This is a genomic window from Mesosutterella porci (genome assembly GCF_022134585.1).
Lineage (GTDB): Bacteria > Pseudomonadota > Gammaproteobacteria > Burkholderiales > Burkholderiaceae_F > Mesosutterella > Mesosutterella porci.
On the sequence record NZ_JAKNCT010000002.1, the window covers coordinates 105,343 to 128,088 of the forward strand.

At 62.6% G+C, this 22,746-nt stretch carries 18 protein-coding genes and 1 pseudogene; 7 read left to right on the plus strand and 12 right to left on the minus strand.

Going from position 1 to position 22,746, the window contains the following annotated elements:
• Window positions 1–94: 94 nt before the first annotated feature.
• Window positions 95–754 carry a response regulator gene (locus MAF45_RS02110; RefSeq protein WP_237977906.1) on the plus strand — a complete coding sequence of 220 codons (660 nt, stop codon included), beginning with the start codon at window positions 95–97 and terminating at the stop codon, window positions 752–754.
• On the plus strand, window positions 754–1,902 hold the full coding sequence (locus MAF45_RS02115) for a sensor histidine kinase (protein WP_237977907.1): 1,149 nt from the start codon (window positions 754–756) through the stop codon (window positions 1,900–1,902). The genes MAF45_RS02110 and MAF45_RS02115 overlap by 1 nt, the downstream gene beginning before the upstream one ends.
• Here MAF45_RS02115 and moaC read toward each other — a convergent pair.
• On the minus strand, window positions 1,899–2,411 hold the full coding sequence (moaC, locus tag MAF45_RS02120) for a cyclic pyranopterin monophosphate synthase MoaC (RefSeq protein ID WP_237977908.1): 513 nt from the start codon (window positions 2,409–2,411) through the stop codon (window positions 1,899–1,901). The two genes, MAF45_RS02115 and moaC, sit on opposite strands and share 4 nt — an antisense overlap.
• A gap of 99 nt (window positions 2,412–2,510) precedes the next feature.
• Here moaC and MAF45_RS02125 point away from each other — a divergent pair, with 99 nt between their 5' ends.
• Both MAF45_RS02125 and MAF45_RS02130 read left to right on the plus strand, forming a co-directional pair.
• The gene (locus MAF45_RS02125) at window positions 2,511–4,019 is read left to right on the plus strand and encodes a M48 family metalloprotease (protein ID WP_237977909.1); all 1,509 of its coding nucleotides are present in this window, start codon (window positions 2,511–2,513) and stop codon (window positions 4,017–4,019) included.
• Window positions 4,020–4,146: 127 nt separating this feature from the next.
• Window positions 4,147–5,241, plus strand: coding sequence for an NAD(P)/FAD-dependent oxidoreductase (locus MAF45_RS02130; RefSeq protein WP_237977910.1), 1,095 nt, complete (start codon window positions 4,147–4,149; stop codon window positions 5,239–5,241).
• A 45-nt stretch (window positions 5,242–5,286) separates the two neighbouring features.
• On the opposite strand, the pseudogene apbC reads toward MAF45_RS02130, so the two are convergent.
• A pseudogene (apbC, locus tag MAF45_RS02135) lies at window positions 5,287–6,366 on the minus strand (iron-sulfur cluster carrier protein ApbC); the annotation flags it as partial.
• A gap of 190 nt (window positions 6,367–6,556) precedes the next feature.
• Between apbC and metG the strand changes: the two are divergent.
• On the plus strand, window positions 6,557–8,620 hold the full coding sequence (gene metG / locus MAF45_RS02140; RefSeq protein WP_237977912.1) for a methionine--tRNA ligase: 2,064 nt from the start codon (window positions 6,557–6,559) through the stop codon (window positions 8,618–8,620).
• A gap of 76 nt (window positions 8,621–8,696) precedes the next feature.
• On the opposite strand, the gene MAF45_RS02145 is transcribed toward metG, so the two are convergent.
• The 10 genes from MAF45_RS02145 to MAF45_RS02190 form a co-directional block, all read right to left on the minus strand.
• Window positions 8,697–9,527: a segregation and condensation protein A gene (locus MAF45_RS02145; RefSeq protein WP_237977913.1), complete on the minus strand. Its 831-nt coding sequence runs from the start codon at window positions 9,525–9,527 to the stop codon at window positions 8,697–8,699.
• Window positions 9,528–9,611: 84 nt separating this feature from the next.
• Window positions 9,612–11,234 (minus strand): NAD-dependent malic enzyme, encoded by a 1,623-nt coding sequence (locus MAF45_RS02150; protein ID WP_237977914.1) that lies wholly within the window; start codon window positions 11,232–11,234, stop codon window positions 9,612–9,614.
• A gap of 143 nt (window positions 11,235–11,377) precedes the next feature.
• Window positions 11,378–12,223, minus strand: a complete 846-nt coding sequence (ybgF, locus tag MAF45_RS02155; protein WP_237977915.1) for a tol-pal system protein YbgF — start codon at window positions 12,221–12,223, stop codon at window positions 11,378–11,380.
• A 70-nt stretch (window positions 12,224–12,293) separates the two neighbouring features.
• On the minus strand, window positions 12,294–12,830 hold the full coding sequence (pal, locus tag MAF45_RS02160) for a peptidoglycan-associated lipoprotein Pal (protein WP_237977916.1): 537 nt from the start codon (window positions 12,828–12,830) through the stop codon (window positions 12,294–12,296).
• A gap of 23 nt (window positions 12,831–12,853) precedes the next feature.
• The gene (tolB, locus tag MAF45_RS02165) at window positions 12,854–14,152 is read right to left on the minus strand and encodes a Tol-Pal system beta propeller repeat protein TolB (protein WP_237977917.1); all 1,299 of its coding nucleotides are present in this window, start codon (window positions 14,150–14,152) and stop codon (window positions 12,854–12,856) included.
• 137 nt (window positions 14,153–14,289) lie between these two features.
• Entirely contained in the window at window positions 14,290–15,846 is a 1,557-nt protein-coding gene (gene purH, locus MAF45_RS02170; RefSeq protein ID WP_237977918.1) for a bifunctional phosphoribosylaminoimidazolecarboxamide formyltransferase/IMP cyclohydrolase, read from the minus strand.
• Window positions 15,843–16,070, minus strand: coding sequence for a helix-turn-helix domain-containing protein (locus tag MAF45_RS02175; protein ID WP_237977919.1), 228 nt, complete (start codon window positions 16,068–16,070; stop codon window positions 15,843–15,845). The genes purH and MAF45_RS02175 overlap by 4 nt, the downstream gene beginning before the upstream one ends.
• Before the next feature lie 127 nt (window positions 16,071–16,197).
• Window positions 16,198–17,166 carry a tRNA dihydrouridine synthase DusB gene (gene dusB, locus MAF45_RS02180; protein WP_237977920.1) on the minus strand — a complete coding sequence of 323 codons (969 nt, stop codon included), beginning with the start codon at window positions 17,164–17,166 and terminating at the stop codon, window positions 16,198–16,200.
• Window positions 17,167–17,173: 7 nt separating this feature from the next.
• Entirely contained in the window at window positions 17,174–17,869 is a 696-nt protein-coding gene (locus MAF45_RS02185; RefSeq protein ID WP_326520665.1) for a nucleotidyltransferase family protein, read from the minus strand.
• On the minus strand, window positions 17,857–18,894 hold the full coding sequence (locus tag MAF45_RS02190; protein WP_237977921.1) for an aminoglycoside phosphotransferase family protein: 1,038 nt from the start codon (window positions 18,892–18,894) through the stop codon (window positions 17,857–17,859). Before MAF45_RS02190 ends, MAF45_RS02185 begins: the two co-directional genes overlap by 13 nt.
• 246 nt (window positions 18,895–19,140) lie before the next feature.
• On the opposite strand from MAF45_RS02190, the gene MAF45_RS02195 reads away from it, so the two are divergent.
• Together MAF45_RS02195 and MAF45_RS02200 are read left to right on the plus strand one after the other, a co-directional pair.
• Window positions 19,141–21,360: an LPS-assembly protein LptD gene (locus MAF45_RS02195; protein ID WP_237977922.1), complete on the plus strand. Its 2,220-nt coding sequence runs from the start codon at window positions 19,141–19,143 to the stop codon at window positions 21,358–21,360.
• Window positions 21,353–22,729: a peptidylprolyl isomerase gene (locus MAF45_RS02200; protein WP_237977923.1), complete on the plus strand. Its 1,377-nt coding sequence runs from the start codon at window positions 21,353–21,355 to the stop codon at window positions 22,727–22,729. Before MAF45_RS02195 ends, MAF45_RS02200 begins: the two co-directional genes overlap by 8 nt.
• The last annotated feature ends 17 nt before the right edge of the window (window positions 22,730–22,746 follow it).

Below are 22,746 nucleotides of genomic sequence, written 5' to 3' on the forward strand. Positions count from 1 at the left end.
GCCCCGGATTCCGAAGCGGGCCGCCGATGCGCCGGCCTGCTTTCCGGGGGTTTGCTTACGTTTGTTTCCAGTCTGACTGAAAATCAAAGCTTAAATGCCAGAAAACAAAATCAACGTGCTGCTTGTTGAGGACGACGGCGAGGTCCGCCACCGTTTCGAAACTACGATCAATCAGGACCCGCTGATGAGAGTGGTTGGCTGCGCCTCCACAAAGAGGGACGCCGCCCGGCTGATCGAAACGTTGAAATTTGAAGTGATGGTGATAGACCTCGGGCTGCCCGACGGAGACGGGATAGACCTTATCCACCTCGCGAGCCGCCTGCACCCGTCTTCTGACATCATGGTGATCACGGTTTACGGAGACGAGCAACACGTGGTCAACTCCATCGCGGCTGGCGCGACGGGCTACATCCTCAAAGAGGCCGAAAGCGAGGACATCACCGCGCAGATTAAGCTGCTGCGCGGCGGCGGCTCTCCTGTGAGCCCCTCGGTGGCCAGAAGCGTGCTGAGGGCCCTGCAGAGCCATTCGGGCGGCATTGTCCAGTCTTCCGAGCCTAATCCTCTGTCCGCGCGCGAGACCGAGATCCTGCATCTGCTCGCCAAGGGCATGAGCTTCAATGAAATAGGGGAGATCCTTTCCATTTCGCCCCACACTGTCACCGCCCACATCAAGAAGATTTACCGCAAGCTGCAGGTGCACTCGCGCGGCGAGGCGGTCTATGAGGCCGGTCAGATGGGCCTGCTCAATTCCTGATGAAGACGCTGCGTCTGCTCGGGGGGGCGCTGCTCGTTCTGTGTTCCCCCGCGGCTCTTGCCGAAGGCCCGGAAGGGTCTTTTCCCTTTCTTGTTTTCCTGCTTGTGAATGCGAGGCACCTTCTCTACGGCGTGTGTCTTGCGGTTCTTTTTGTGCTCGTGCGCGGCCAGGCGTATCGGCCTGCGGGACGCGCAGGGGCGGTTCCTGCGGCTGCGCTGCTGTTTTTCGGGCTTCTGCTGGCGCTCCTGTGTCCCTTTGCCGCCAGGCTTTCCTGGCTCAACGGGGCGAGTCTGGTGCTTCTCCTGCTCATTTTGGCGGGAGGAACGCTGCTTCTTCGCCGGCGGCCCGATACGGCGCCGGTTTTCCCGGCGGCTGCCGCCTCGGCCTTTGCCTCAGGACTTGCGGTGTTTGCGCTGAAGGGGGCATTGCAGCCTCTGCTTGTGGCGGAGGCCGCCGCCTTCTGCTGCCTGCTGCTCTGGGGCTGGTCCCAGCGGGGCATCTCGCCCGCACCGCAGGACGAGGGGGCTGTCCGCAGGAAGGCGGAGCGGGAGGCTGTCGCCCGGGAACGGGAGAGGTACATCCGCGATATGCACGACGGTCTGGGCGCAGAGCTTGTGTCGACGCTCGCCGCGGCAAAGACCGGCAAGCTTTCCCAGGAGGCGCTCGTGGATTCCCTGCAGTCTTGCCTGGATCAGATGCGCCTTGCGATTGACTCGAGCGGCGTGGGAACAGAGGATCTGACCGCCGCGCTGGCCAATCTGAGGTATCGCATGGAACCCAGACTTCGCGCGGCCGGAATCCGCCTGGTCTGGGATGTCTCCGGCATGCCGGATGACTTCGCCTGTCCCCCTGAGCTGTCCTTCTGCGCCCTGAGCGTGCTGCAGGAGGCCCTGACAAACGCCGTCAAATACAGCGGCGCCGACCGGCTCGAGGTCAAGGCCTCCGTGAATGGGGGCGCACTGCAGCTTTCCGCCGCGGACAACGGCAGGGGCATGGCGCCCGGGGCCGTATCCGATCGCTCGCAGGGCAACGGTCTCGGGCTGGCGAACATGGGTCGGCGCGTGCGGGAGGCCGGCGGTGAGCTCAGCGTCTCGGAGGGGCCGCAGGCTCGAGGGGTGCAGGTACTGCTGAAGCTGCCGGTGGCTTAGCCGTCCGCGAGTCTCGGGGCGGGATCGGCGCTCTGCCAGTGGCCGCTTTTGCCCCCGTTCTTGTCAAGCAGGCGGATGTCCGAGAGAACCATGCCCCGGTCGATCGCCTTGCACATGTCATAGATTGTGAGCAGTCCTATCTCTACGGCGGTAAGGGCCTCCATTTCAACGCCTGTTTTTCCGTCCGTTTCGCAGATCGCCCGGCAGACTACGGCGCTTTCCTTTTCGTGGAGATCGAAGTCAACGGCCACATGGGTCAGAGGCAGCGGATGGCACAGCGGGACAAGCTCAGAGGTCTTCTTGCTTGCCATGATGGCGGCGATGCGCGCGATGCCGATGACGTCGCCTTTTTTGGCGCTGCCCGAGGCGATGACCTGGAATGTGGAGGGATGCATGCGGATGACGCCCTGGGCCGTGGCGCACCGGTGGGTGATGCTCTTGGCGGCGACATCCACCATGTGGGCCTGCCCCCTGCTGTCGAAATGCGTTAAACCGTTTTCTGAACTCATCGAGAAATACTCAGTCACCAAAAAAATGGAAGCGCGGCCTCTTCTTGAGGCGTTGGCTTCTTATCATAGTTGAGGCTTGCTTTTTAGCGGAAGAAACTGATGAAGTCCTTGATCGCCTACTCTTTAAGCCTGATCCTCGCCGCCACGCCCGTCCTCAGCGCCTCGGCGGCTCAGGGCATGGATCAGGTCCGTCTCCCGGCCATCGGGGAGCCGGCGGGATCCGGCGAGCTGTCTCCGGAGGAAGAGAGGCGGATCGGCGAGCAGTCTATGGTCCAGATCCGCAACAGCCGCTTTTACCTCGATGACCTGGACGTCTCCGAGTATCTGAACCGTCTGGGCTACAGGCTGGTGGCCATGGCGCCCTCCAACAGTTATGGTTTCCAGTTTTTTCCGCTGAAGGTGCCTGAAATTAACGCTTTCGCCCTTCCCGGCGGTTTCATCGCCGTTTTTTCCGGCACAGTGCTCGCGGCCTCCGATGAGAGCGAGCTCGCGGGGGTTATGGCCCATGAAATAGCACACGTCACCCAGAGGCATATCGCCCGGATGTTTGAAAGGCAGAGAGGCACGGGGGCGCTCGCCATCGGGTCCTTCCTGCTTGCGATTCTTGCGGCTGCCGCTGGCGGCAGCTCGGGGGGCAACGCTGCCTCTGCCATCGTGATGGGCAGTCAGGCTGCCATGATCTCCAATCAGTTGAAATTTTCCAGAAGCGCCGAACAGGAGGCTGACCGCATAGGCTTCCAGATCCTTACGCGCGCCGGCTACGACCCCCGCGGCATGGTGCGGTTTTTCCAGCGCCTGCAGCAGCAAAGCGGCAGCTATGATTCCTCGAACTCCTATCTGTCCGACCACCCGCTTACGATCGAGCGCATCGGGGACATGGAAAACAGGGCGAGAAACTATCCTCAGTCGTTCCGAAAGTCCGACGACTTCGACTTCCTTCTGATCCAGGCCCGGCTGCTGGTGCTGCAGGGGGACCGCACGGCGGACTGGGAGGAAGCCGTGCGGCAGCTGCGGCTCAGGCTTGTCGGCCGGAGTTCCGGAGAGCAGGCTGCGGCGGCACACTACGGGCTGTCCGTGGCCTACAGGCAGATGGGCAGGGCGGCCGCGGCCTATGAGGAGGCGGAAAAGGCGGATGCAGCCGCAGGGGGGCGCAGGAGCGTCTTTATCGACAAAAACCTCTGCGAAACCCGCTTCCTCGCCGCCGGCAGCGAGGCCGAAAAGGAAGCGGCGCTTGCCCAGATGCGCCGGCTCTGTGACCAGAACCCCGTTTCATCCATGGCGGCAGGCGCTTACATCGAGGCGCTGCGCTCCATGGGCCGGCATGAAGAGATCCTGCGGTACCTGAAAACCCAGGGGGCCTTCTCGCAGGACAACCCCGCGTATTATCGTTACTACGCGCAGTCGAGCGAGGCCCTCGGGCGGCACAGCGAGTCGCACCTCGCCATCGGGAGGATGTACGCCCTGCAGGGAGAGTGGAAACAGGCCGCGATTCAATTCCACGAGGCGGAGAAGGCCTCGGACGGAGATTTCTATACGATGAGTGAGATTGATGCGAGGCTGCGCGAGGCCGAATCCCGAATGAAGGACGGGGAGGGCGGGAGCCGTTAGGCTCCCTGTTCCGGCGGGGGATGTTAAGTCCCTCAAATCATGAGAAAATAGATTCCTTTCATACCGGCGGCCCGGCGGGGGAGCTCCCCCGCCGGGCATTCATCCTTTACGGAAAAACAGATTTCCAATGGCTATTAAAGATTACATGATCGTCGCGTCGCGCTGCGACGAAACGATAGAGACGGATGTTGTTGTCGTGGGCGGCGGCCCGGTCGGGCTTTTCCAGGTTTTTGAACTGGGCCTGCTGGAGATGAAGTGCCACGTGGTCGATTCCCTGAAGAACGTGGGCGGACAGTGCATGGAGCTTTATCCTCAGAAGCCCATCTACGATATTCCCGCCGTGCCTGTCTATTCTTCGGCGCAACTCACCGAGAACCTTCTCAAGCAGAACTGGCCCTTCAAGCCCGTCTACCATCTGGGCGAAGTGGTGACCGTGGTGAAGAAACTGCCCGACGGGACGTTCCATGTCGAGACGGATGCCGGCTCCAGATTCCACAGCAGAGCGGTGATCATCGCCTCCGGCGTGGGCTCTTTCGACGCCCGTCCGATGCGGGTCCCCGGCATTGAGAAATTCAAAGGCAAGCAGCTCTTTTACCGCGTCCGCGATCCAGAGCAGTTCGCCGGCAAGAACATCGTCATCTGCGGCGGCGGGGACTCCGCGCTGGACTGGACGCTTAATCTGGTCGGAAAGGCCGAAAGCGTCATCCTCGTGCACCGCCGCGACGGTTTCCGCGCGGCCGCTGCGAGCGTGGCGAAGATGAAGCAGCTCTGCGAAAACTGGGAGATGCAGTTCATGATCGGCTCGGTGACGGGATTCGAAGAGAAGGACGGCCGGCTCAAGGAAATCCGCGTGACCGGAGCCGACGGCATTGTGAGGCGCATCCCCCTGGACTGCCTGCTGGTGTTCTTTGGCCTCCAGCCCAAGGTTGGCCCCATCGCGAACTGGGGTATCGAGCTGGACCACAAGCAGATCGTGGTCGACACGGCTAAGTTCGAGACCAGCGTGCCCGGCATTTTCGCCGTTGGCGACTGCAATACTTATCCGGGCAAGAAGAAGCTGATCCTGTCGGGCTTTCACGAGTGCGCGCTGGCCGCTTTCGGAGCCTCGCAGTACGTATTCCCCGAGAAAAAGGTCTTCCTGCAGTACACAACGACTTCTCCCAAGCTGCACAAGGCACTCGGCGTGCCCGATCCTGCGCACCACAAGGAAGACGCTGAATGAAGACCCGCCGCCCAGGGCGGCGGGGGACCCATGAGCCGCAGCCGGTCAGGCCTTTACCGGCTTGATTTTAGGCAGCGACGCGGAATGGTCGACGGGCAGCTGCGAAAGGGCCGCAGCCGCCTTTCGGGCAATGCTGAGGAAAAGGCCTGCGGTCTCGCTTTCCGGCTCCGCGATGACGGTGGGCCGCCCGGAGTCGGCCTCCTGCCGGATCGCAGGGTCCAGCGGCAGGCTGCCCAGGATCGGCACGTCGTACTGCTCTGAGAGCCGCTTGGCGCCGCCCTCGCCAAAGATCCGTTCCAGGTGTCCGCAGTGAGGGCAGCGAAAGAGCGCCATATTCTCGACGACGCCGAGCACCGGCACATTGACCTTCCTGAACATCATGAGGCCTTTTCTGGCGTCCAGGGTGGCGATTTCCTGGGGAGTCGTGACGACCACGGCGCCGGTCACAGGCACCTGCTGGGTGAGCGTGAGCTGCACGTCGCCTGTTCCGGGGGGCATGTCGACCACGAGGTAGTCGAGGTCGCTCCACCGGGTCTGGAAGAGAAGCTGCTGGAGGGCGGAGGACACCATCGGGCCGCGCCAGATAACGGGATCCTCGGGGTTGATCAGGAAGCCGATGGAGTTCACCTGCAGCCCGTAGGCTGTGTTCGGGGTCATGGTCTTGCCGTCCTCGCAGGCGGGGATGGCGTTCACGCCCAGCATGGCGGGCTGGCTGGGGCCGTAGATGTCCGCATCAAGCATGCCCACGCGGGCGCCTTCCGCAGACAGGGCGAGCGCCAGGTTGGCCGCGATGGTGGACTTGCCGACGCCGCCCTTGCCGGAGGAGACGGCGATGATGTTCTTCACGCCGGGCAGAACGCGCAGCAGCGGCTGGACCTTGTGGGCCCGAATCCGCTGCTCTACTTCGACTTCCGCTTCGATGCCGTTTTCCGCCAGGGTCTTCAGAATGGAGCCGCGCAGCGGTTCGATCTGCGTCTTTGCCGGATAGTCGAGACGGATCTCGATGCGGGTTTCCCTCTCCGAGGCATCGATTCCTGCGATTTCTCCGCTGTCCCCGAGCCCTTTGCCGGTGTTCGGGTCCGTGACGGAGTTCAGGATTTTTTCAATTTTGTCTTTGGTCATGGGCTTGGTTTCGTCCTCACAAAACTCTGTCCATTATCCCACGCAGCCCAGAAGCGGCCGCAGACCATCCGGCAGGCGCCGCCGGCGCTTCGCGCCCGAGGACCTGCTCAAAAGGCGGTTCGCCTGGGCCGTGGGCGCGCCGTGTAGAGATAAAATAAAACTTTCATTTCCTTTTCTCTGCGTCCAAAAATCCATGAGCAAACGCAACATTTTTATAACAACAGCTCTGCCTTACGCCAACGGCCCGTTTCACATCGGGCACATTACGGAATATATTCTGGCCGACACCTGGGTGCGCCATGAGCGGATGATGGGCAACAATGTCGTCTTCGTCGGCGCGGACGACACCCACGGGGCGCCCATGATGATCGCAGCGGAAAAAAAGGGAGTCACGCCGCAGGAGTTTGTGGCCCAGATCCGGGCCGGCCGCAAGCAGTACCTCGACGGCTTCCACATCAAGTTCGACTGGTGGTACACAACGGATTCTCCTGAAAACGTGAAGCTCTCGCAGGAGATCTACCGCCGCCTGAAGGCGGCCGGCATGATCTATACGAAAAGCGTGACGCAGTACTATGACACGCAGAAGAAGATGTTCCTAGCGGACCGCTATATCAAAGGGAAGTGCCCGCACTGCGGCGCAGAAGATCAGTACGGGGACAGCTGCGAGGTCTGCGGATCGGTCTACAGCCCCACCGAGCTGATCAATCCGTACTCGGTTCTGACGGGAACCACGCCGGAGCTGCGCAGCTCCGTACATTATTTTTTCAAGCTTTCGGATCCCTCCGCGAGGCAGTTCCTGCGGGAGTGGACCAGCGGCTGCGGCTTGGACGGCAAGCCCCGCCTGCAGCCCGAGGTGCTCGCCAAGGACCAGGAGTGGCTCGGCGAGGGCGCGCAGCTAGAGGACTGGGATATTTCCCGAGACGCGCCTTATTTCGGAATCCCGATTCCCGACGCTCCGGGGAAATTCTTCTATGTCTGGCTGGACGCGCCGGTCGGCTATCTCGCTTCCCTTATGTCCTACTGCAACGCAAAGGGAATTGATTTCGAGAAATTCCTCTCCGACCCCTCTACCGAGCAGATCCACTTCATCGGAAAGGACATCATCTATTTCCACACTCTGTTCTGGCCTGCGATGCTGAAGTACGCGGGCCGTCCGTTCCGCGTCCCAGACCATATTTATGTGCACGGCTTCGTGACGGTGGGCGGCGCCAAGATGAGCAAGTCCCGGGGCACGGGCATCAGCCCCCTCCGGTATCTGGAGCTCGGGATGGATCCGGAGTGGCTCCGCTATTATCTGGCGGCCAAGCTCTCCTCGAAGGTCGAAGACATTGACTTCACGAAGCAGGACTTCTTCTCCCGGATCAATTCGGACCTGATCGGCAAGTACGTCAACATCGCCTCGCGTTCGGCGGGTTTCATCGTGAAGCGCTTCGGCGGGCGGGTGCTTGATGCCGCCATGGACGATCCGCTGCTTGAGGCGCTGCGCTCTCAGGCCGGCTCCATCATGGATCTGTACGAGAACCGCGAGTTCTCCAGAGTGACGAGAAGCGTCATGGAGCTCGCAGACCAGACCAACGAGTACATCGACCGCATGAAGCCCTGGGAGCTCGCCAAGGATCCGCAGAAGGCCGACGAACTGCACCGCGTTGCTTCGGTGAGTCTGGAGGCCTTCAGGATTCTCACCAATTATCTGAAGCCTATCCTGCCCGGCACCGCCAGCAAGGTCGAGGAGTTCCTCCAGTGCGGGGAGCTCACCTGGCAGAGCATCCGCAGCCCGCTCAGCTCGCAGGGCGAGATTCTCCCCTTTAAACACCTGATGCAGCGCGTCGACATGGAAAAACAGCTGGACCAGCTGCTTCCGGCTCCCGCCCCCGAGCAAAAGCCGCAGGAAGTCCTGCCCGGCGGCGAGGCGATCGCCCCGGTCTGCTCGATTCAGGACTTCAACCGCGTGGATCTGCGCGTGGCAAAAATCCTGAAGTGCGAGGAAGTGGAGGGGTCGAACAAGCTCCTGCGGCTCACCCTGGATGTCGGTGAAGGCAGTCCCCGCACGGTTTTCTCCGGCATCAAGTCTTCCTACAGGCCCGAGGATCTGGTCGGCAGGCTCACGGTGGTGGTGGCGAACCTTGCCCCGCGCAAGATGCGCTTCGGCCTCTCCGAGGGCATGGTGCTTGCTGCATCCGACGCCTCTGGCGGCACGCCGGGCTTTTACCTGCTCGCCCCGTTCGAAGGCGCAAAGCCCGGAATGCGGCTGCATTGAAAGTGCAAAAGAGTCCGCGGGAAAAGCCCGCGGACTCTCTTGTACAGCGGTCCCTGCCAGCCCTGGCCCTTCAGGGTTAAAAGAGAGACTCCGGGGCGGCTGAGGCGGTCAGCCAGATGGGCGCGAAGGGGGCGGCCTGCGTGATGTGCACCAGCTCTTCCTTGGCGAGCTCCAGGATGGCCAGGAAGAATACCAGCGCCTCCCGGGGCGTGCGGCTTTCTGAAATGAGCGCAGAGAATTCGATGTAGGGCTTCGCCTGCAGTTCGCGTAGCGTCCGGCTCATATACTCGCGTATGGACAGCTCCTCGCGGCTCACGCTGTGGTTTCCGCGCAGCGCCAGGCCTTTTAGTACGCGCGCCCAGGCCGACTGCAGTTCGGAGAGGCTTACCTCGGGCAGCCTCTCGTCGTCAGCCTCTTCCAGCCGGACGCTTACCTCGGAGAAGTCACGCCCGCAGATGGGCAGTTCGTCGAGCTCCTGTGCGCCGCGCTTGATTTTCTCGTACTCGATCAGGCGCCTCATCAGCTCGGCTTTAGGGTCTTCGGCCTCCTCGCCGGTATCGGTTTTCCTCACAGGCAGCAGCAGCTGGCTCTTGATGGAGGTCAGGTAGGCGGCCATCACCAGATAGTCTCCTGCCAGATCGAGGTTGTGCGCCCGAATGAGTTCGACGTAGGCGACATACTGCTGCGTGAGTGTCGCCATCGGTATGTCCATGATGTCGAACTTCTGCCTGCGGATCAGGTACAGCAGCAGGTCGAGCGGGCCTTCGAAGGAGCGCAGAAACACCACGAGCGCGTCGGGCGGGATGTAAAGCCCGTCGGGAAGGCGCGACATCGGTACCCCGTAGAGCTTTGCGACGGGGTCTTCAGAGGGCAGCAGAGTGTCTTGAGGCTGGGCTGCGGCGTCCAATTGCGGGAGGTATCCTCAAAAAAGGGCACGGAAGACGGCCAAAACCGTCCCCGTGCCCTGTCGGTGCTTCAGGCGACCGAAAGGTTAGTCGTAGTTGGGCACGTACATGCGGTCCTTCACGTACTGCACGATATCCGCGGGCTGCTCAATCTGCGCCGTACCGTTGCGAAGGGCGAGCTTGATGATGTTCACAGCGACGGCGAGCGAAATGTCGCGCACGCGGGTGAGCGAGGGGTAGAGCGAGCCCTGAGCCAGGTCCTCCGGGGTCACCATGTCGGCGCAGGTGTGGGCCGCCGACAGGAACACGTCCTCTCCCAGCTCCTTGCAGCGGCCGAGGATCGCGCCCAGGCCGATGCCAGGGAAGACATAGGAGTTGTTGCCCTGGCGCGGCACGAACGTCTTGCCCTTGTAGGTGACGGGGCTGAACGGGGAGCCGCAGCTGAACAGCGCCCGGCCGTCGGACCAGGTGTAGGCCTGCTCGGCGGTGCACTCGGCCTTGGAGGTCGGGTTCGAGAGCGCGAAGATAATGGGCCGCTCGTTGATTTCAGCCATCGCCTTGACCACGCTTTCTGTGAAGGCGCCGGACTGGGCGGACAGGCCGACGATCGCCGTCGGACGAATGCGGCGGATGCATTCTTCAAAGTCGGTGCAGGGCTCCAGGTCCTTGGCGAACGGGGCCTTGTGGTGCGCGAGAGTTTCGCGTCCGGAGGTCACCAGTCCCTTGGAATCAAAGAGGTAGAGCCTGCTCAGGGCGTCTTCCCTGCTGATGCCGGTCTCCGTCATGGCGGCGGCGATCAGGTTGGCCACGCCCGTTGCGGCTTCGCCCGCGCCGAGGAAGAGGATCTTCTCATCGGAGAGGCGGGAGTTCTTCGCCTTCATGGCGGAGAAGAATCCGGCCACGACGATGGAGGCGGTTCCCTGAATGTCGTCGTTGTAGCAGCAGTACCGCGAACGATAGCGCTCAAGCAGGTCGAAGGCATGATTGTTGCCGAAGTCCTCGAACTGGACGACGCAGTTGGGCCAGCGCTTGTGCACCGCCTGGAAGAACTCCTCGATGAAGTCGTCGTATTCCTTGCCGGAGACGCGCTTGTGTTTGTGGCCCAGATAGAGCGGGTCGTTGAGATAGCGTTCGGTATCCGTGCCGACATCGAGCGTGACGGGCAGGGTCCTGCGGGGATCCACACCGGCGCAGGCGGTGTACAGGCCGAGCTTGCCCACCGGGATGCCCATGCCGTTCACGCCAAGGTCTCCCAGCCCGAGAATACGCTGGCCGTCGGTCACCACGATCATGTCGACTTCCTGCTGGGGAGCGTTCGCGATCAGCTCATCGAGATGACCCTTGTCCTCGATCGAGAGGAAGAGCCCGCGGGGGAAGCGGTAGAGGTGGCTGTATTTCTGGCAGACTTCGCCCACCGTCGGGGTGTAGACCAGCGGAAGGATCTCCTCGACGTAGTCCATCACGAGCCGGAAGAAAAGCGTTTCGTTGGCGGCGCGCAGCCCGTCGAGGAACAGGGCCTTCTGATAAGGCGTATCAAAGGAGCGCAACTGCTCGATCATCGCTTCGGCCTGTAGCCTGATGTTGCTCGGCACCGGGGGAAGCAGTCCCCGGAGCCCGAGTTCAGCGCGTTCCTGCTCGGTGTAGGCGGTTCCCTTGCTGAGCACTCCGTTTTGCAGGAGCGCAGCTCCTTTTAACGTTTGACATGCCATGTCGTCTGGTCCTTAAAAAAATGAAACTTCAGTGTTATCGGTTGCGGCCTGAAGATCGAGGCGAAGCTTTATTTTCCATCAATCGAGGCCGGGCGGTTTTATAGGCCTACCTCTTAAGAGGCATTATTCGGCCTGCGCGGGCTTTACCGGGTCTTTTTCCGGGCGGCCGGCGCAGCCTTTTTCGTGACAGGCTGCTTGACCGCAGGTTTCGCCACCGGCAGCGCAGGCTTGAGCTCGGTCATCCTCTGGTCCGCAAGCTTGCTCTGCTCGGTGCCGGGGTAGCGTTTCTTCAGGGCATCGTACGTGGCGTAGGCCGCGCGCACGTTGCCGAGGGCGGTCTGGGCCGAGGCGAGGGACAGCATCGCATCGGGGACGCGCTTGGAGCCCGAGAAGTCACGGATGACGCGTTCCTGTGCGGAGGCGGCCTCGCTGTACTGCTGCAGCGCGAAGAAGGCGTTGCCCTGCCAGTAAAGGGCTTCGGGAAGGTACGGCGAGCGGGGGTTGAGGGCGTCAAGCTGCTGGAACTGCGTGATGCTGTCCTGGTACTTGCCGGCCTGGAAGGCGGACATGCCCGCGTCGTAGAGCGTCTTCTCCCGGGGCTGGACCTGGACTTTCGCTCCGTCGACCTGAACGGTCTGGGGCTCGACCTTGGCGATCCTCGCATTCATAGCGCGCAGGCGGCTGTCAAGATCTGTGTATAGGTCCTTCGTGTTTTTCTGCTGCTGGGCAAGCTGGTTTTCCAGAACCTCGATGCGGCCGGAAAGCTGCGCCTGCGTCTGCCGGATGGCGTCGACCTGGTTGCTGACGGCCAGATTGGCCTTCTGGGCGCTCTCCAGCTGGCTGATCTGGCTCTGCATGGTCACCATCTGCTTGCGCATGGCGTTAATGGCCAGGCGCGCCTCGTCATCCGAGAAAAACGCGTTGGCGCTGGACATGCTGCCGATGCCAGCCGCCAGGGCGGCTATCAATGGTAAAGGCCTGAACATCATGGTTTGCTCACCGGTAAAAAAAGGTCCCGCCGCGCCGGCTGGCGTCGGCAGGACGAGTTAAAGGGTCGCCTCAGCGATAACGGATGTCGGCGCGGCGGTTCTTGGCCCACGCCTGTTCGTTAGAGCCCTGGACGGCGGGTTTCTCCTTTCCGAAGCTCACGGCCTCCATCCGGTCGGCGGGTACGCCGAGCAGCCGCAGCTTCGCCACGACGGCTTCGGAACGGCGCTGGCCGAGGGCGAGGTTGTACTCGCTGCTGCCGCGCTCGTCGGTGTTGCCTTCAACCACGATCCTGCGGGAGGCGTGGCCAGCCAGGTAGTTGGCATGAGCCGAGAGCATCTTGTCGTACTGCGGGTCGACCGTGTAGGAATCAAAGCCGAAGTAAACGGACTTCTGGGCGAGCGGGCTGTTGGGATCGTTCAGGGGATCCACCTCTACGGTCTTCACATCGGAGGTGCTGCGGGCGGAGCTGCTGCCGGAGGCAGGGGCCGTGGCCGTGGTCTGGCTGGCGCCGGCCTTGTTACCGTTATCGACGGGGACTGAGGAGCAGCCCGCAAGGACTGCCGCAGAGACTATGGCTGTAACTGCAAAACGCAGGGAAAAATTCATTTAAAAATCTCCAAACCTATCAATCATCTGACTAACGGTCCCCAAGCAGGTTCGCGGATGCTGCCACCCCTGCTTGAAAGCCGGGTAGAAATTTTTCCATCGGCGCTGGAGGCGTAGAGCACTCCACTGCCGCGCCCGCCCGAGGCGTAGAGGATCAGCTCCCCGTTGGGAGAAAAGCTGGGGGACTCATCGCCGCCGGTGCGGGACACCACAAAATTGGATCCGGTCGCGAGCTCGAGGACGTTGACCTGGAAGCCGCGGCCGGTTCTGGCAATATAGGCCAGTTTCTTGCCATCGGGCGAAAGGGCGGGGCTTACGGCGTAGCTCACGCCGAAGGTGACGCGGCTCGCGCTTCCCCCCGACACTCTTTTTCTGTAGATCTGCGGTTTTCCGCCCCGGTCCGACGTAAAGTAGATCCATGCTCCGTCCGGGCTGAACACCGGCTCGGTGCTGATGCCGGATCCCGTGGTGAAGCGGCGGGCCGCACCGCCGTTTACGCTCATCAGGTAGATCTGCGTTCCGCCGTCCCTGGACAGTGCGACGGCGAGCGTCGAGCCGTCGGGGCTGAAGGCCGGTGCGGAATTATTTCCGGGGAACTGGGCCACTGCACGGCGCTTTCCGGTGCTGAGCTCGTGGATGAAGACCACAGGCTTTCTGGATTCAAAGGAAACGTAGGCGACCCGCGATCCGTTGGGAGACCACACCGGGGAGATGATGGGCTCGCGGCTGCGCAGTGCGACGCGCGGATTTTCTCCGTCGCTGTCAGCGATAATCAGCTCGTAGAGGCTCCCCCTGCGCTGCACGTAGGCTATGCGGGATGCGAAGCAGCCCGGCATGCCCGTGAGCTTCTGGTAGATGCGGTCCGCGATCTTATGGGCGGAAAGGCGCGCGTTTGCGCCGGAGAAAGACGCGCTGTCGAGCACCGTGCCGTTTATCACATCGAACAGCTTGTAGCTGAGCTCCCAGCCGCTGCTTTTGCGAACGACGGAGCCGAGCGCCGCGGCGTTCACGCCGTAGGACTTGAAGGCGTCCGCCGTGGGGTTGAGAACTTGACTGTAGGGAGCCTCGGTCTTCGGGCCGGCAATGCGGAACTTGCCGCTTCTCTGCAGGTCGGAGGAAATGACCGAGCCAATGTCCGTGCCGCAGGCGCTCTGCCCCGAAAAGCCGGGAACGGCCAGGGGAAACAGGTTGGAGCCGACGCCGGTGATTTCTATGTCAAGCTGCGCATGAGCGGGCAGGCAGGCGAGTGCGAGGGCTGCCGCGGTGCCGGCCGCAAAGGCCCTGCGGGTCAGGCGAACAGTCGATTTTTTTATCAATTTCATGATCCAGCTATGAAATTTTAGGGGGTGCTTGCTGCCAAGCGCCCCCATGGTACTACGTCAGCGTGAAAGCCCTCTGTAACAGAGGCTAAGCATAGTTTCCGTTTGTTACAAACGGAAGACTTTACGCTGCTTTTCTATCAGTGGCGGAAGTGCCGCTCTCCGGTAAAGACCATAGCGATGCCGCGCTCGTCGGCAGCCGCGATCACCTCGTCGTCGCGGATGGAGCCGCCCGGCTGGATGACGCAGGTCGCCCCGGCGTCGCAGATGACGTCCAGGCCGTCTCTGAAGGGGAAGAAGGCGTCCGAGGCGGCGGCGCTGCCCGCGAGCGACAGGCCGGACTCTTCGGCCTTCTGCTCGGCGATGCGGGCGGAGTCGACTCGGCTCATCTGGCCGGCGCCCACTCCGAGCGTCATGCCGGCGTGAGCGTAGACGATGGCGTTGGACTTGACCCAGCGGCAGACGCGCCAGGCGAACATCATGTCGGCAATCTGCTCCGAGGTCGGTTTCTTCTTCGTGACAACCTTCAGAGCGGATTCCGGGCAGATTTGAGTGTCGGGAGTCTGCACCAGAAGGCCGCCTCCCACCCGCTTCATGTCGAAGTCATTCTGGGCGTGTCCTCCGGCCACCAGCAGCAGCCTGAGGTTCTTTTTCTGCTCGAGCAGGCCTTTGGCCTCCTCGGAGAAGGACGGCGCTATGACGACCTCCGCGAACTGCTTGCTCACGAGCGTTGCGGTCTCCAGGTCCACTTCGCGGTTGAAGGCGATAATGCCGCCGAAAGCCGACTTTGAGTCGGTGCGGAAGGCTTTCTTATAGGCTTCGGCCGCGTTCAGGCCGACGGCCGCGCCGCAGGGGTTGGCGTGTTTGATGATCACGCAGGCGGGCATGTCGAACGAGCGGGCCATATCCCAGGCCGTATCGGTGTCGGCGATGTTGTTGTAGGACAACTCCTTGCCGTGCAGCTGGGTGTAGCCGGCCAGCAGCCCGGGGGCTACCTGCTGCTCACGGTAGAAGGCGGCCTGCTGGTGGGGATTCTCGCCGTAGCGCATGTCCTGGACTTTCACCCACTGACGGTTGAGGACCTGCGGGAAGCGGGTGGCGGGCTTGTTGTCCTCGCCGAGCGAGGTGAGGTAGTTGGTGATCGCGCCGTCATAGCGGGCGGTGTGAGCGAACACTTTCTTTGCCAGGGCGAGACGGGTTTTAGCGGTGACTTCGCCCTTGTTCCTGATTTCCTCGATGATGCGGCTGTAGTCGGCGGGATCGACCACGACGGCGACGGAAGCGTGGTTCTTCGCCGCCGCACGGATCATGGTGGGGCCGCCGATGTCGATGTTCTCAATGGCCTGGGCGAACGTGCAGTCCGGGCGGGCGATGGTCTGCTCGAACGGATAGAGATTCACGACGACCAGGTCGATCGGGTCGATGCCGTGCTCCTGCAGCGCCTTCATGTGCTCCGGGCAGTCCCTGCGGGCGAGGATTCCGGCATGGATCTTCGGGTGAAGGGTCTTCACGCGGCCGTCGAGCATTTCGGGGAATCCTGTGTAGTCGGCGACCTCCTCGACCTCAACCCCCTCTTTCTCCAGCAGCCTGGCAGTGCCCCCCGTGGAAAGCAGATGGAACCCCAGGGAGACGAGTTCCTTTGAAAACTCAACGATTCCGGTTTTGTCGGAAACGCTGATCAGAGCTTGCTTTTTCATGTCGGATTTCCTTTAAAAAGGCCCTGCTGGAGCAGCCCGTAATGCTTCAGGCGCTTGCGCAGGGTATTTCGATTAATACCCAGAATTTCTGCTGCGGCGCACTGGTTGCCGTGGCAGCGCCGCATAATGTATTCGAGAAGGGGTAGCTCCACCGCCGACAACACCATTTCGTGCACCCGTGTGGGATGCACGCCCTCGAAGCTGTCAAAGTACTCGTCCAGCATCTCGGTCAAAGCCGTGCGGAGAGGCGTTGTGTTTTGGTCAGACACGCGGATCAGGCCCCCAGTTGCGGCCCGTGGCCGCTTTTCGACTGCGGGCGGGCGGATGATGAAAACGTATCCCCATCATAAATCACATCTCGGCTTTCTCAAAGAATTCAGTCAGCTTTTCCTTCACGGTCCCGGGGTCGGAAAGCGCGAGCAGCGGCGGCGCGAGCGGCGCCGCGCCCTCAGTGCGCCGGAGGTACCACAGCAGGTGCTTGCGGAACGTGCGCAGGCCGAGCCTCTCCCCGTAAAAGCGCAGGTGCCGGTCCATATGGCCGAGGATCACCCGCAGCCGCTCCCCTGGCGAGGGCTGCCCCGGGTCGGCGCTTCCCCAGAACACGGCCGACATCCGGGCGGGCAGCCAGGGGTCTCCCAGGCAGCCCCTCCCCACCATGACCCCGTCCGCCGCGGTGTAGTCCATGACCCGAAGGGCTTTGTCAACGGAGTCGATGTCGCCGTTGGCGATGACGGGGATGCTCAGGCTGCGCTTGATCCGCTTCACGGTGTCGTACTCCGCCCGGCCCGCATAGCCCTGCATCCGGGTCCGTCCGTGGACTGTGATCAGGCTCACGCCGAGCTGTTCGGCGCGTTGCGCGATGTCGAGCGCGTTTTTATGGTCCTCATCCCAGCCGGTGCGAAGCTTGAGCGTCACCGGAACGCGGACCACCTCTCGGACCGCCCGTATGACCTGCAGCGCCAGCTCCTCGTTTTTCATCAGAGCAGCCCCGCACTCGGTACGGCAGACCTTTTTCGCGGGACAGCCCATGTTGATGTCGATGACCTGCGCCCCGAGTCCCTCGACGAAGCGGGCGGCCCGGGCCATCCACGCCGGGTTCGCGCCCAGCAGCTGCACGATCCTCAGGCCGGCGCCTTCGCCGAAGGATACGCGGAGCTGGGATTCCTCGGAGCCCAGCAGCCCGGGGTTGGCCGAGACCATTTCGCCTTCCGGACAGCAGTTCCCAAGCGACAGTACGGTCTGCCGGAAAGGCAGGTCCGAGAAGCCGGCCATGGGGGCGGTGAAAACCTGCGAGCCGACTTCCGCCGATCCAATCCACATAAGGCTATCAGTCCTCCAGCTGCTGCGGGGTTCCGATGTTTTTCCACAGCCCTCGGAATACTTCGCCTGTGACCCGCCCCTGGTCGCAGAAACGGTAGAGCCAGGGAAAGAGCTTGCAGGGGCGGATCTCGACGTCCCTAAAGATTCTGGGCGAGTAAAGCCCGATGCTGGCGAAGGTGTACTGCCGTGGGGCGCGCCGCACCAGCCCGTCTGTGAGCGCCATGTCGCCCTGCGGGTGGAAGCTCGGGTTCTCCACGAGCACCAGGTGCGCGTCAGCTTCCCCCCGAGCGAGCTTGCCGGCGCGGGCTGCGAGGGCTCCATAGTCGAAGTCCGTGACGATGTCGCCCGCGGCGACGATAAAGGGGGTTTGGCCGTCAGGCGAGAGAAGCGGCAGCGCCCGCGCGATGCCGCCCAGGGTTTCGAGCGCGTCGGCCTCCGTGTCGCCCTCCCGGGAGTACTCGATCATCAGGCCGCGGTCCGACCCGTTTCCCAGCGCGGCCGGAAATTGATCTGCCAGGTGGGCGGTGTTCACGACGAAATGCCTCACGCCGCCCCTGGCCATGGCCTCTATCTGCCAGTCTATCAGGCGCTTGCCGCAGTACCGGAGCAAGGGCTTTGGGGTGCGGTCTGAAAGCGGGCGCATCCGCTTCCCCCGGCCCGCCCCCAGGATCAGGGCCCGTACGGGCAGGTTCAGTAGGTCCACTGTTCGCTCCCCGAGGGACCTTCGAGCCGGTCGAAGATAGTGAGCAGGGGGCGCAGTTGCCCGTAGCGCCCGGCCACATGCCGAACGTAGGCCACGAACCGGGGCGTGTCCTTGAGGTAGCGGGGCTTGCGGTCCCTGTAATTCAGCCGTGCGAAGATGCCCAGAACCTTGAGGTGGCGCTGCAGGCCCGACCATTCGATCTGCTGCCAGAACTGTCCGAAATCGCGAGGCACGGGCAGGCCGGCCCGTCTCGCCTTCTCCCAGTAGCGGATGGAGACGTCGAGAGTAAAGGATTCGTCCCACGAGATGAAGGCGTCGCGCATAAGGCTCGCGATGTCGTAGGAGACGGGTCCATAGAGCGCATCCTGGAAGTCAAGGACGCCGGGCATGGGGTCGGAAACCATCAGGTTGCGCGGCATAAAGTCGCGGTGGACGATGACGCGGCCCTCCGAGAGCATGCTCGAGACCAGTCTGTCGCAGACTCCCTGCCAGATTTTTTCCTCGGTTTCGTCAAAGTCGCTGCCGCGGTGCCGCCGCACGTACCACTCGGGGAAAAGCGAGAGCTCGCTGCGGAGCTTTTCCTCCGAGTATTCCGGGACGATGCCCGGTTCGCTCACGGCCTGCAGCGCGGTCAGGGCTGTGGTGGCCGCGTCAAAGAGGCCCGGAGCACAGCTCCGGTCCTTGAGAAGGCGGTCCAGGTAGGTTTCCCGCCCAAGGTCGGAGAGCAGCATGAATCCCTGCCGGGGATCGGCCTCGTAGATGTGCGGTACGTTCAGCCCTGCCCTTACGCAGACGGCGTCCATGCGGATGAAGGGGGCGATCGGTTCTTTTTCGGGCGGTGCATCCATCACGATGTAGGACTGCGGCTGCGTCCCGGAGGCGATGCGGAAATAGCGCCGGAAGCCGGCATCCGAGGAGGCCGGGGCGATGGTCTCCAGCCTGAGGCCGTAGCGTTGCGCGTGGCCCGAGAGCCACTCTTTCAGCAGTCCGAGACGTTCATCTGCGGTTTTTATATCTTCTGGCATGGCTCCTTTGCGCCTTCTTGCTTTCGTGATTCTGAAATTCTACGAATTTGGGGCTGACAGTGGAACTCCCGGCTCGCCCGAATCGACGGGGTTCCGTGTGAGGCCCGCCTTCAGCCCGTATAATCCACTTGTTTGCTTACAACGATCCGGGTTTACCGGCAAATGGGCGCTAGCAGCTTGAATCAATCAGCCAAAATCAGATTCCCGCGGGGAGGCGGCCTGGCCGCAGCAGTGGCCGCGGCGTGCATGGCCCAGCCGGCTTTCGCCGCGCTGCAGCTGCACTCCGCCTCGGAGCTCGATGAGTCCCCGGCGGGCGTCGTGGAAAACCCTTCGACCTATGCACGTGCCAACGACGTCACCGGCAGTCCTCAGGACGTGCTCCACCTGATCGGCAACGCGGAGATCCGCCGCGGAGGCGCCACGCTCAAGGGCGACCGCCTCACCTACACGCAGGAGACCGACGAGGTGGTGGCAAGGGGCGGCGTGCTGCTGTCCAAGAACGGCGCCACTTTTACCGGCCAGGAGGCGAACTACAGGATTGACGCGCAGTCCGGCAGCATGCCCGACGCGGACTATACCTTCGAGGCCCGGGGGCTGCGGGGCTGCGCGAAGCAGGTGGAGTTCATCGACGGCAGCCATATCTCAATGGCCGACGCGCTGATCACGTCGTGTCCCAAGGGCAGCAAGTCCTGGTGGGTGTCGCTTGATCAGCTGGACCTCGACCAGGGCGACTCCTCTGCCCTGGGCCGTTGGGCGTCGCTCTATCTGGGCGGCGTCCCCGTCTTCGGCTTCCCTTGGTTTGACTTTCCCATCGGGCAGGAGCGCAAGTCTGGGTTCCTCACCCCCAGCATGACGATGAGCACCAGCAAGGGCCTGCAGATCAGCGTCCCCTACTACTGGAACATCGCCCCCAACTATGACTACACGCTCGTTCCCGACATCATGACCAAGCGCGGCCTGATGCTGGAAAACGAGTTCCGCTACCTGCAGCCCAATTACTCCGGAAAGATCAATTACAACTGGATGCCCCGCGACCGGGACCGCGATGAGAGCCGCTACGGGCTGCATTTCGAACACCGCTACAGCCGCGGCGGCTTCTACGCGGGCGTGAACTACAACCGCGTTTCCGACGACAATTTCATCGACGACTTCTCGGGCACTATCCGCGAATCGTCCGAAAAGGTGCTCAACCAGGACGCCTGGATGGGATACGGGCAGGACTTCTGGAATTTCAACGCCCGCGTCACCAAGAACCAGACGCTCGAAAACAAGGGCTACTGGGAACCGTACTCGCGTGTCCCGCAGTTCACCTTCAACACTTACAAGGGCGACCTCTACGGCATAGAGTACACGGGGAAGATCGAGGCAACCCGCTTCACCCACCCGAGCAAGCAGCGCCCCGACGGCGACCGTTTTGTCATCGACCAGGCCGTGAGCTACCCGTTGCGCGGCTCCTGGTGGTTCCTGGAGCCCAAGGCCCGGTGGATCGGCACCTGGTACAACATGAGGGACAGCCATCCGGTCATGGGCACGACGCCTCTGGACAGCAGTCCGAGCCGCACCCTGCCGATATTCTCGATCGACTCTGGGCTGATTTTCGATCGCGAGACCTCCTGGCTCGGGCACAACGCCGAGCAGACCCTGGAACCGAGGCTGTTCTACTCCTACATTCCCTACCGCGACCAGAGCAGGATGCCCGTGTTCGACACGACGGTGTCGGATCTGAACATCGCGCAGCTTTTCCAGGAAAGCGTCTTTTCGGGGTATGACCGCATCAGCGAGGCGAATCAGCTCACCGCGGCCCTTACGTCGCGCTACCTGGACTCCGCTTCGGGCATCGAGTGGTTCCGCGGAACGATCGGACAGCGCTTTTACTTCTCCGACCAGCGCGTTGCGCTGCAGGATTTCTACACCGGGGCCCGCGGGGGCGTCCGCACGGACTCCCACAGCGACCTGCTGGGCAGCGTGGGGGTCCGCTTCACGAAAAGCCTGACCGCCGATGGCACCATCCAGTACTCGTCGTCTGACAAGCGCATCTCGAGGGCCTATGCGGGGTTCCGCTGGAATCCCCGCCCATCCTCCACCCTGAGCCTTTACTACCGGTACAACTACGCTCCCGGTGACTACTACAACAACATCAAGCAGGTCGATTTCGGCGTGCAGTGGCCGCTCACCGGCAACTTTTACGCAGTGGGGCGCTGGAACTACTCTTTCCGCGGCAGCCACATCATCGAGGCCCTGGGCGGCGTCGAGTACCACGGGGACTGCTGGACGCTCCGGACCGTCCTGCAGCGCTACGTGACCTCCACGGACAAATACGACAACACTTTCTTCATCCAGCTCGAGCTGAATGGCCTGGGTTCGATTGGCACCAGCCCTGTCTCAGAGCTTCGCAGCGGCATTCCCGGTTATCAAAACGCAAGCCCCGTTCCCAGTGCAACAGGGCGCTATGAATACTATGACTAAAAAGATCTTCGCTCACCTTCTTCTGACCGCGGCGCTTGCGGCTCCTTTTGCCGCCGGGGCGGCGGATCCGGCCCCCGCGGCGGGCGCTGCGCAGCAGCCTGCCGCCGCGCAGCCCGCGAGGCAGGCCGAGGGCCGTCCTCTTGATGAAATAGCGGCCGTGGTCAACGATGACGTGATCACCGAGTACGAGCTCCAGCAGCGCATTCATATGGCCGCGCTCAACCTGCGGCGCCAGAACATCAAGCTGCCGCCCATGCAGAGCCTGCGCAGCCAGGTGCTCGACCAGCTCATCATCGACAAGGCCATCCTGCAGCGGGCCCATGAAACGGGCATCCGTGTCGACGACCAGATGGTGAGCGCCGCCATCGAACAGATCGCAGCCAACAACAAGGTGACGGTCGAGAAGATGCGTAGCGAGCTTGCAGCTGACGGCGTTCCGTTCCAGGCCTTCCGCGAGCAGATCCGGCGCGACATCATCGGCCAGCGGCTCAGGGAGCGCGAAGTGGACTCGCAGATCCATATTCCGGAGTCTGAAATCGACGCTTACCTCGCCGAGCAGAACGGCTTTGCAGGAGGCGAGGGGGCGGCCACAGAGTATAAGGTGAGCCACATCCTGATCCCGCTGGAGGCGGGCACGGACGCGGCCAAGGCTCAGGCCGAAGCTGAGTCGGTCCTGAAGCGGGCCAGGGCGGGAGAGGACTTCGCTTCTCTGGCGGCCTCCTACTCCCGGGCGAGCGACAGCATGCAGGGCGGCGAGCTCGGGTGGCGCACGAGCCAGGCCATGCCCACGGTGCTCTGGGATGCCGTGAAGTCCAACCCCGCCAAAGGCGCCGTAGCGATGAGCCGCAACAGCTCGGGCTTCCACATTGTGAAGATCAGCGATGTCCGAAACGGCATGGCGGCCCGCGCGGCGGCTCATACGGTGCAGATGACGCATGCCCGCCACATCCTCATGCAGGTCTCGCAGCTCACCCCTGAGGCGACGGTCCTGTCCCGGCTCAATGACATCCGCAGCAAGATCGTCTCCGGACAGGCGGATTTCCAGACGATGGCGAGGCTGCATTCCGTCGACGGCACCTCCACCCGCGGAGGCGATCTGGGATGGTTGCAGGCCGGCGACACGGTTCCGGAGTTCGAATCGGTCATGAACAAGCTGAAGATCGGCGAGATCTCCCAGCCGGTGAAGTCCCGCTTTGGCTATCACCTGATCCAGGTCGAGGAGCGCAAGCAGGCTCAGTCCGACCCCAGGCGTGAACGGCTCGCGGCCATGCAGGCCCTTCGCGAAAAGAAGCTTGGCGAGGCGGTGAACAACTGGCGGCGCGAGCTGCGTGACAAAGCCTATGTCGAAATCCGCCACTATGACGACTAGCCTTCAGGGCCGCTGAG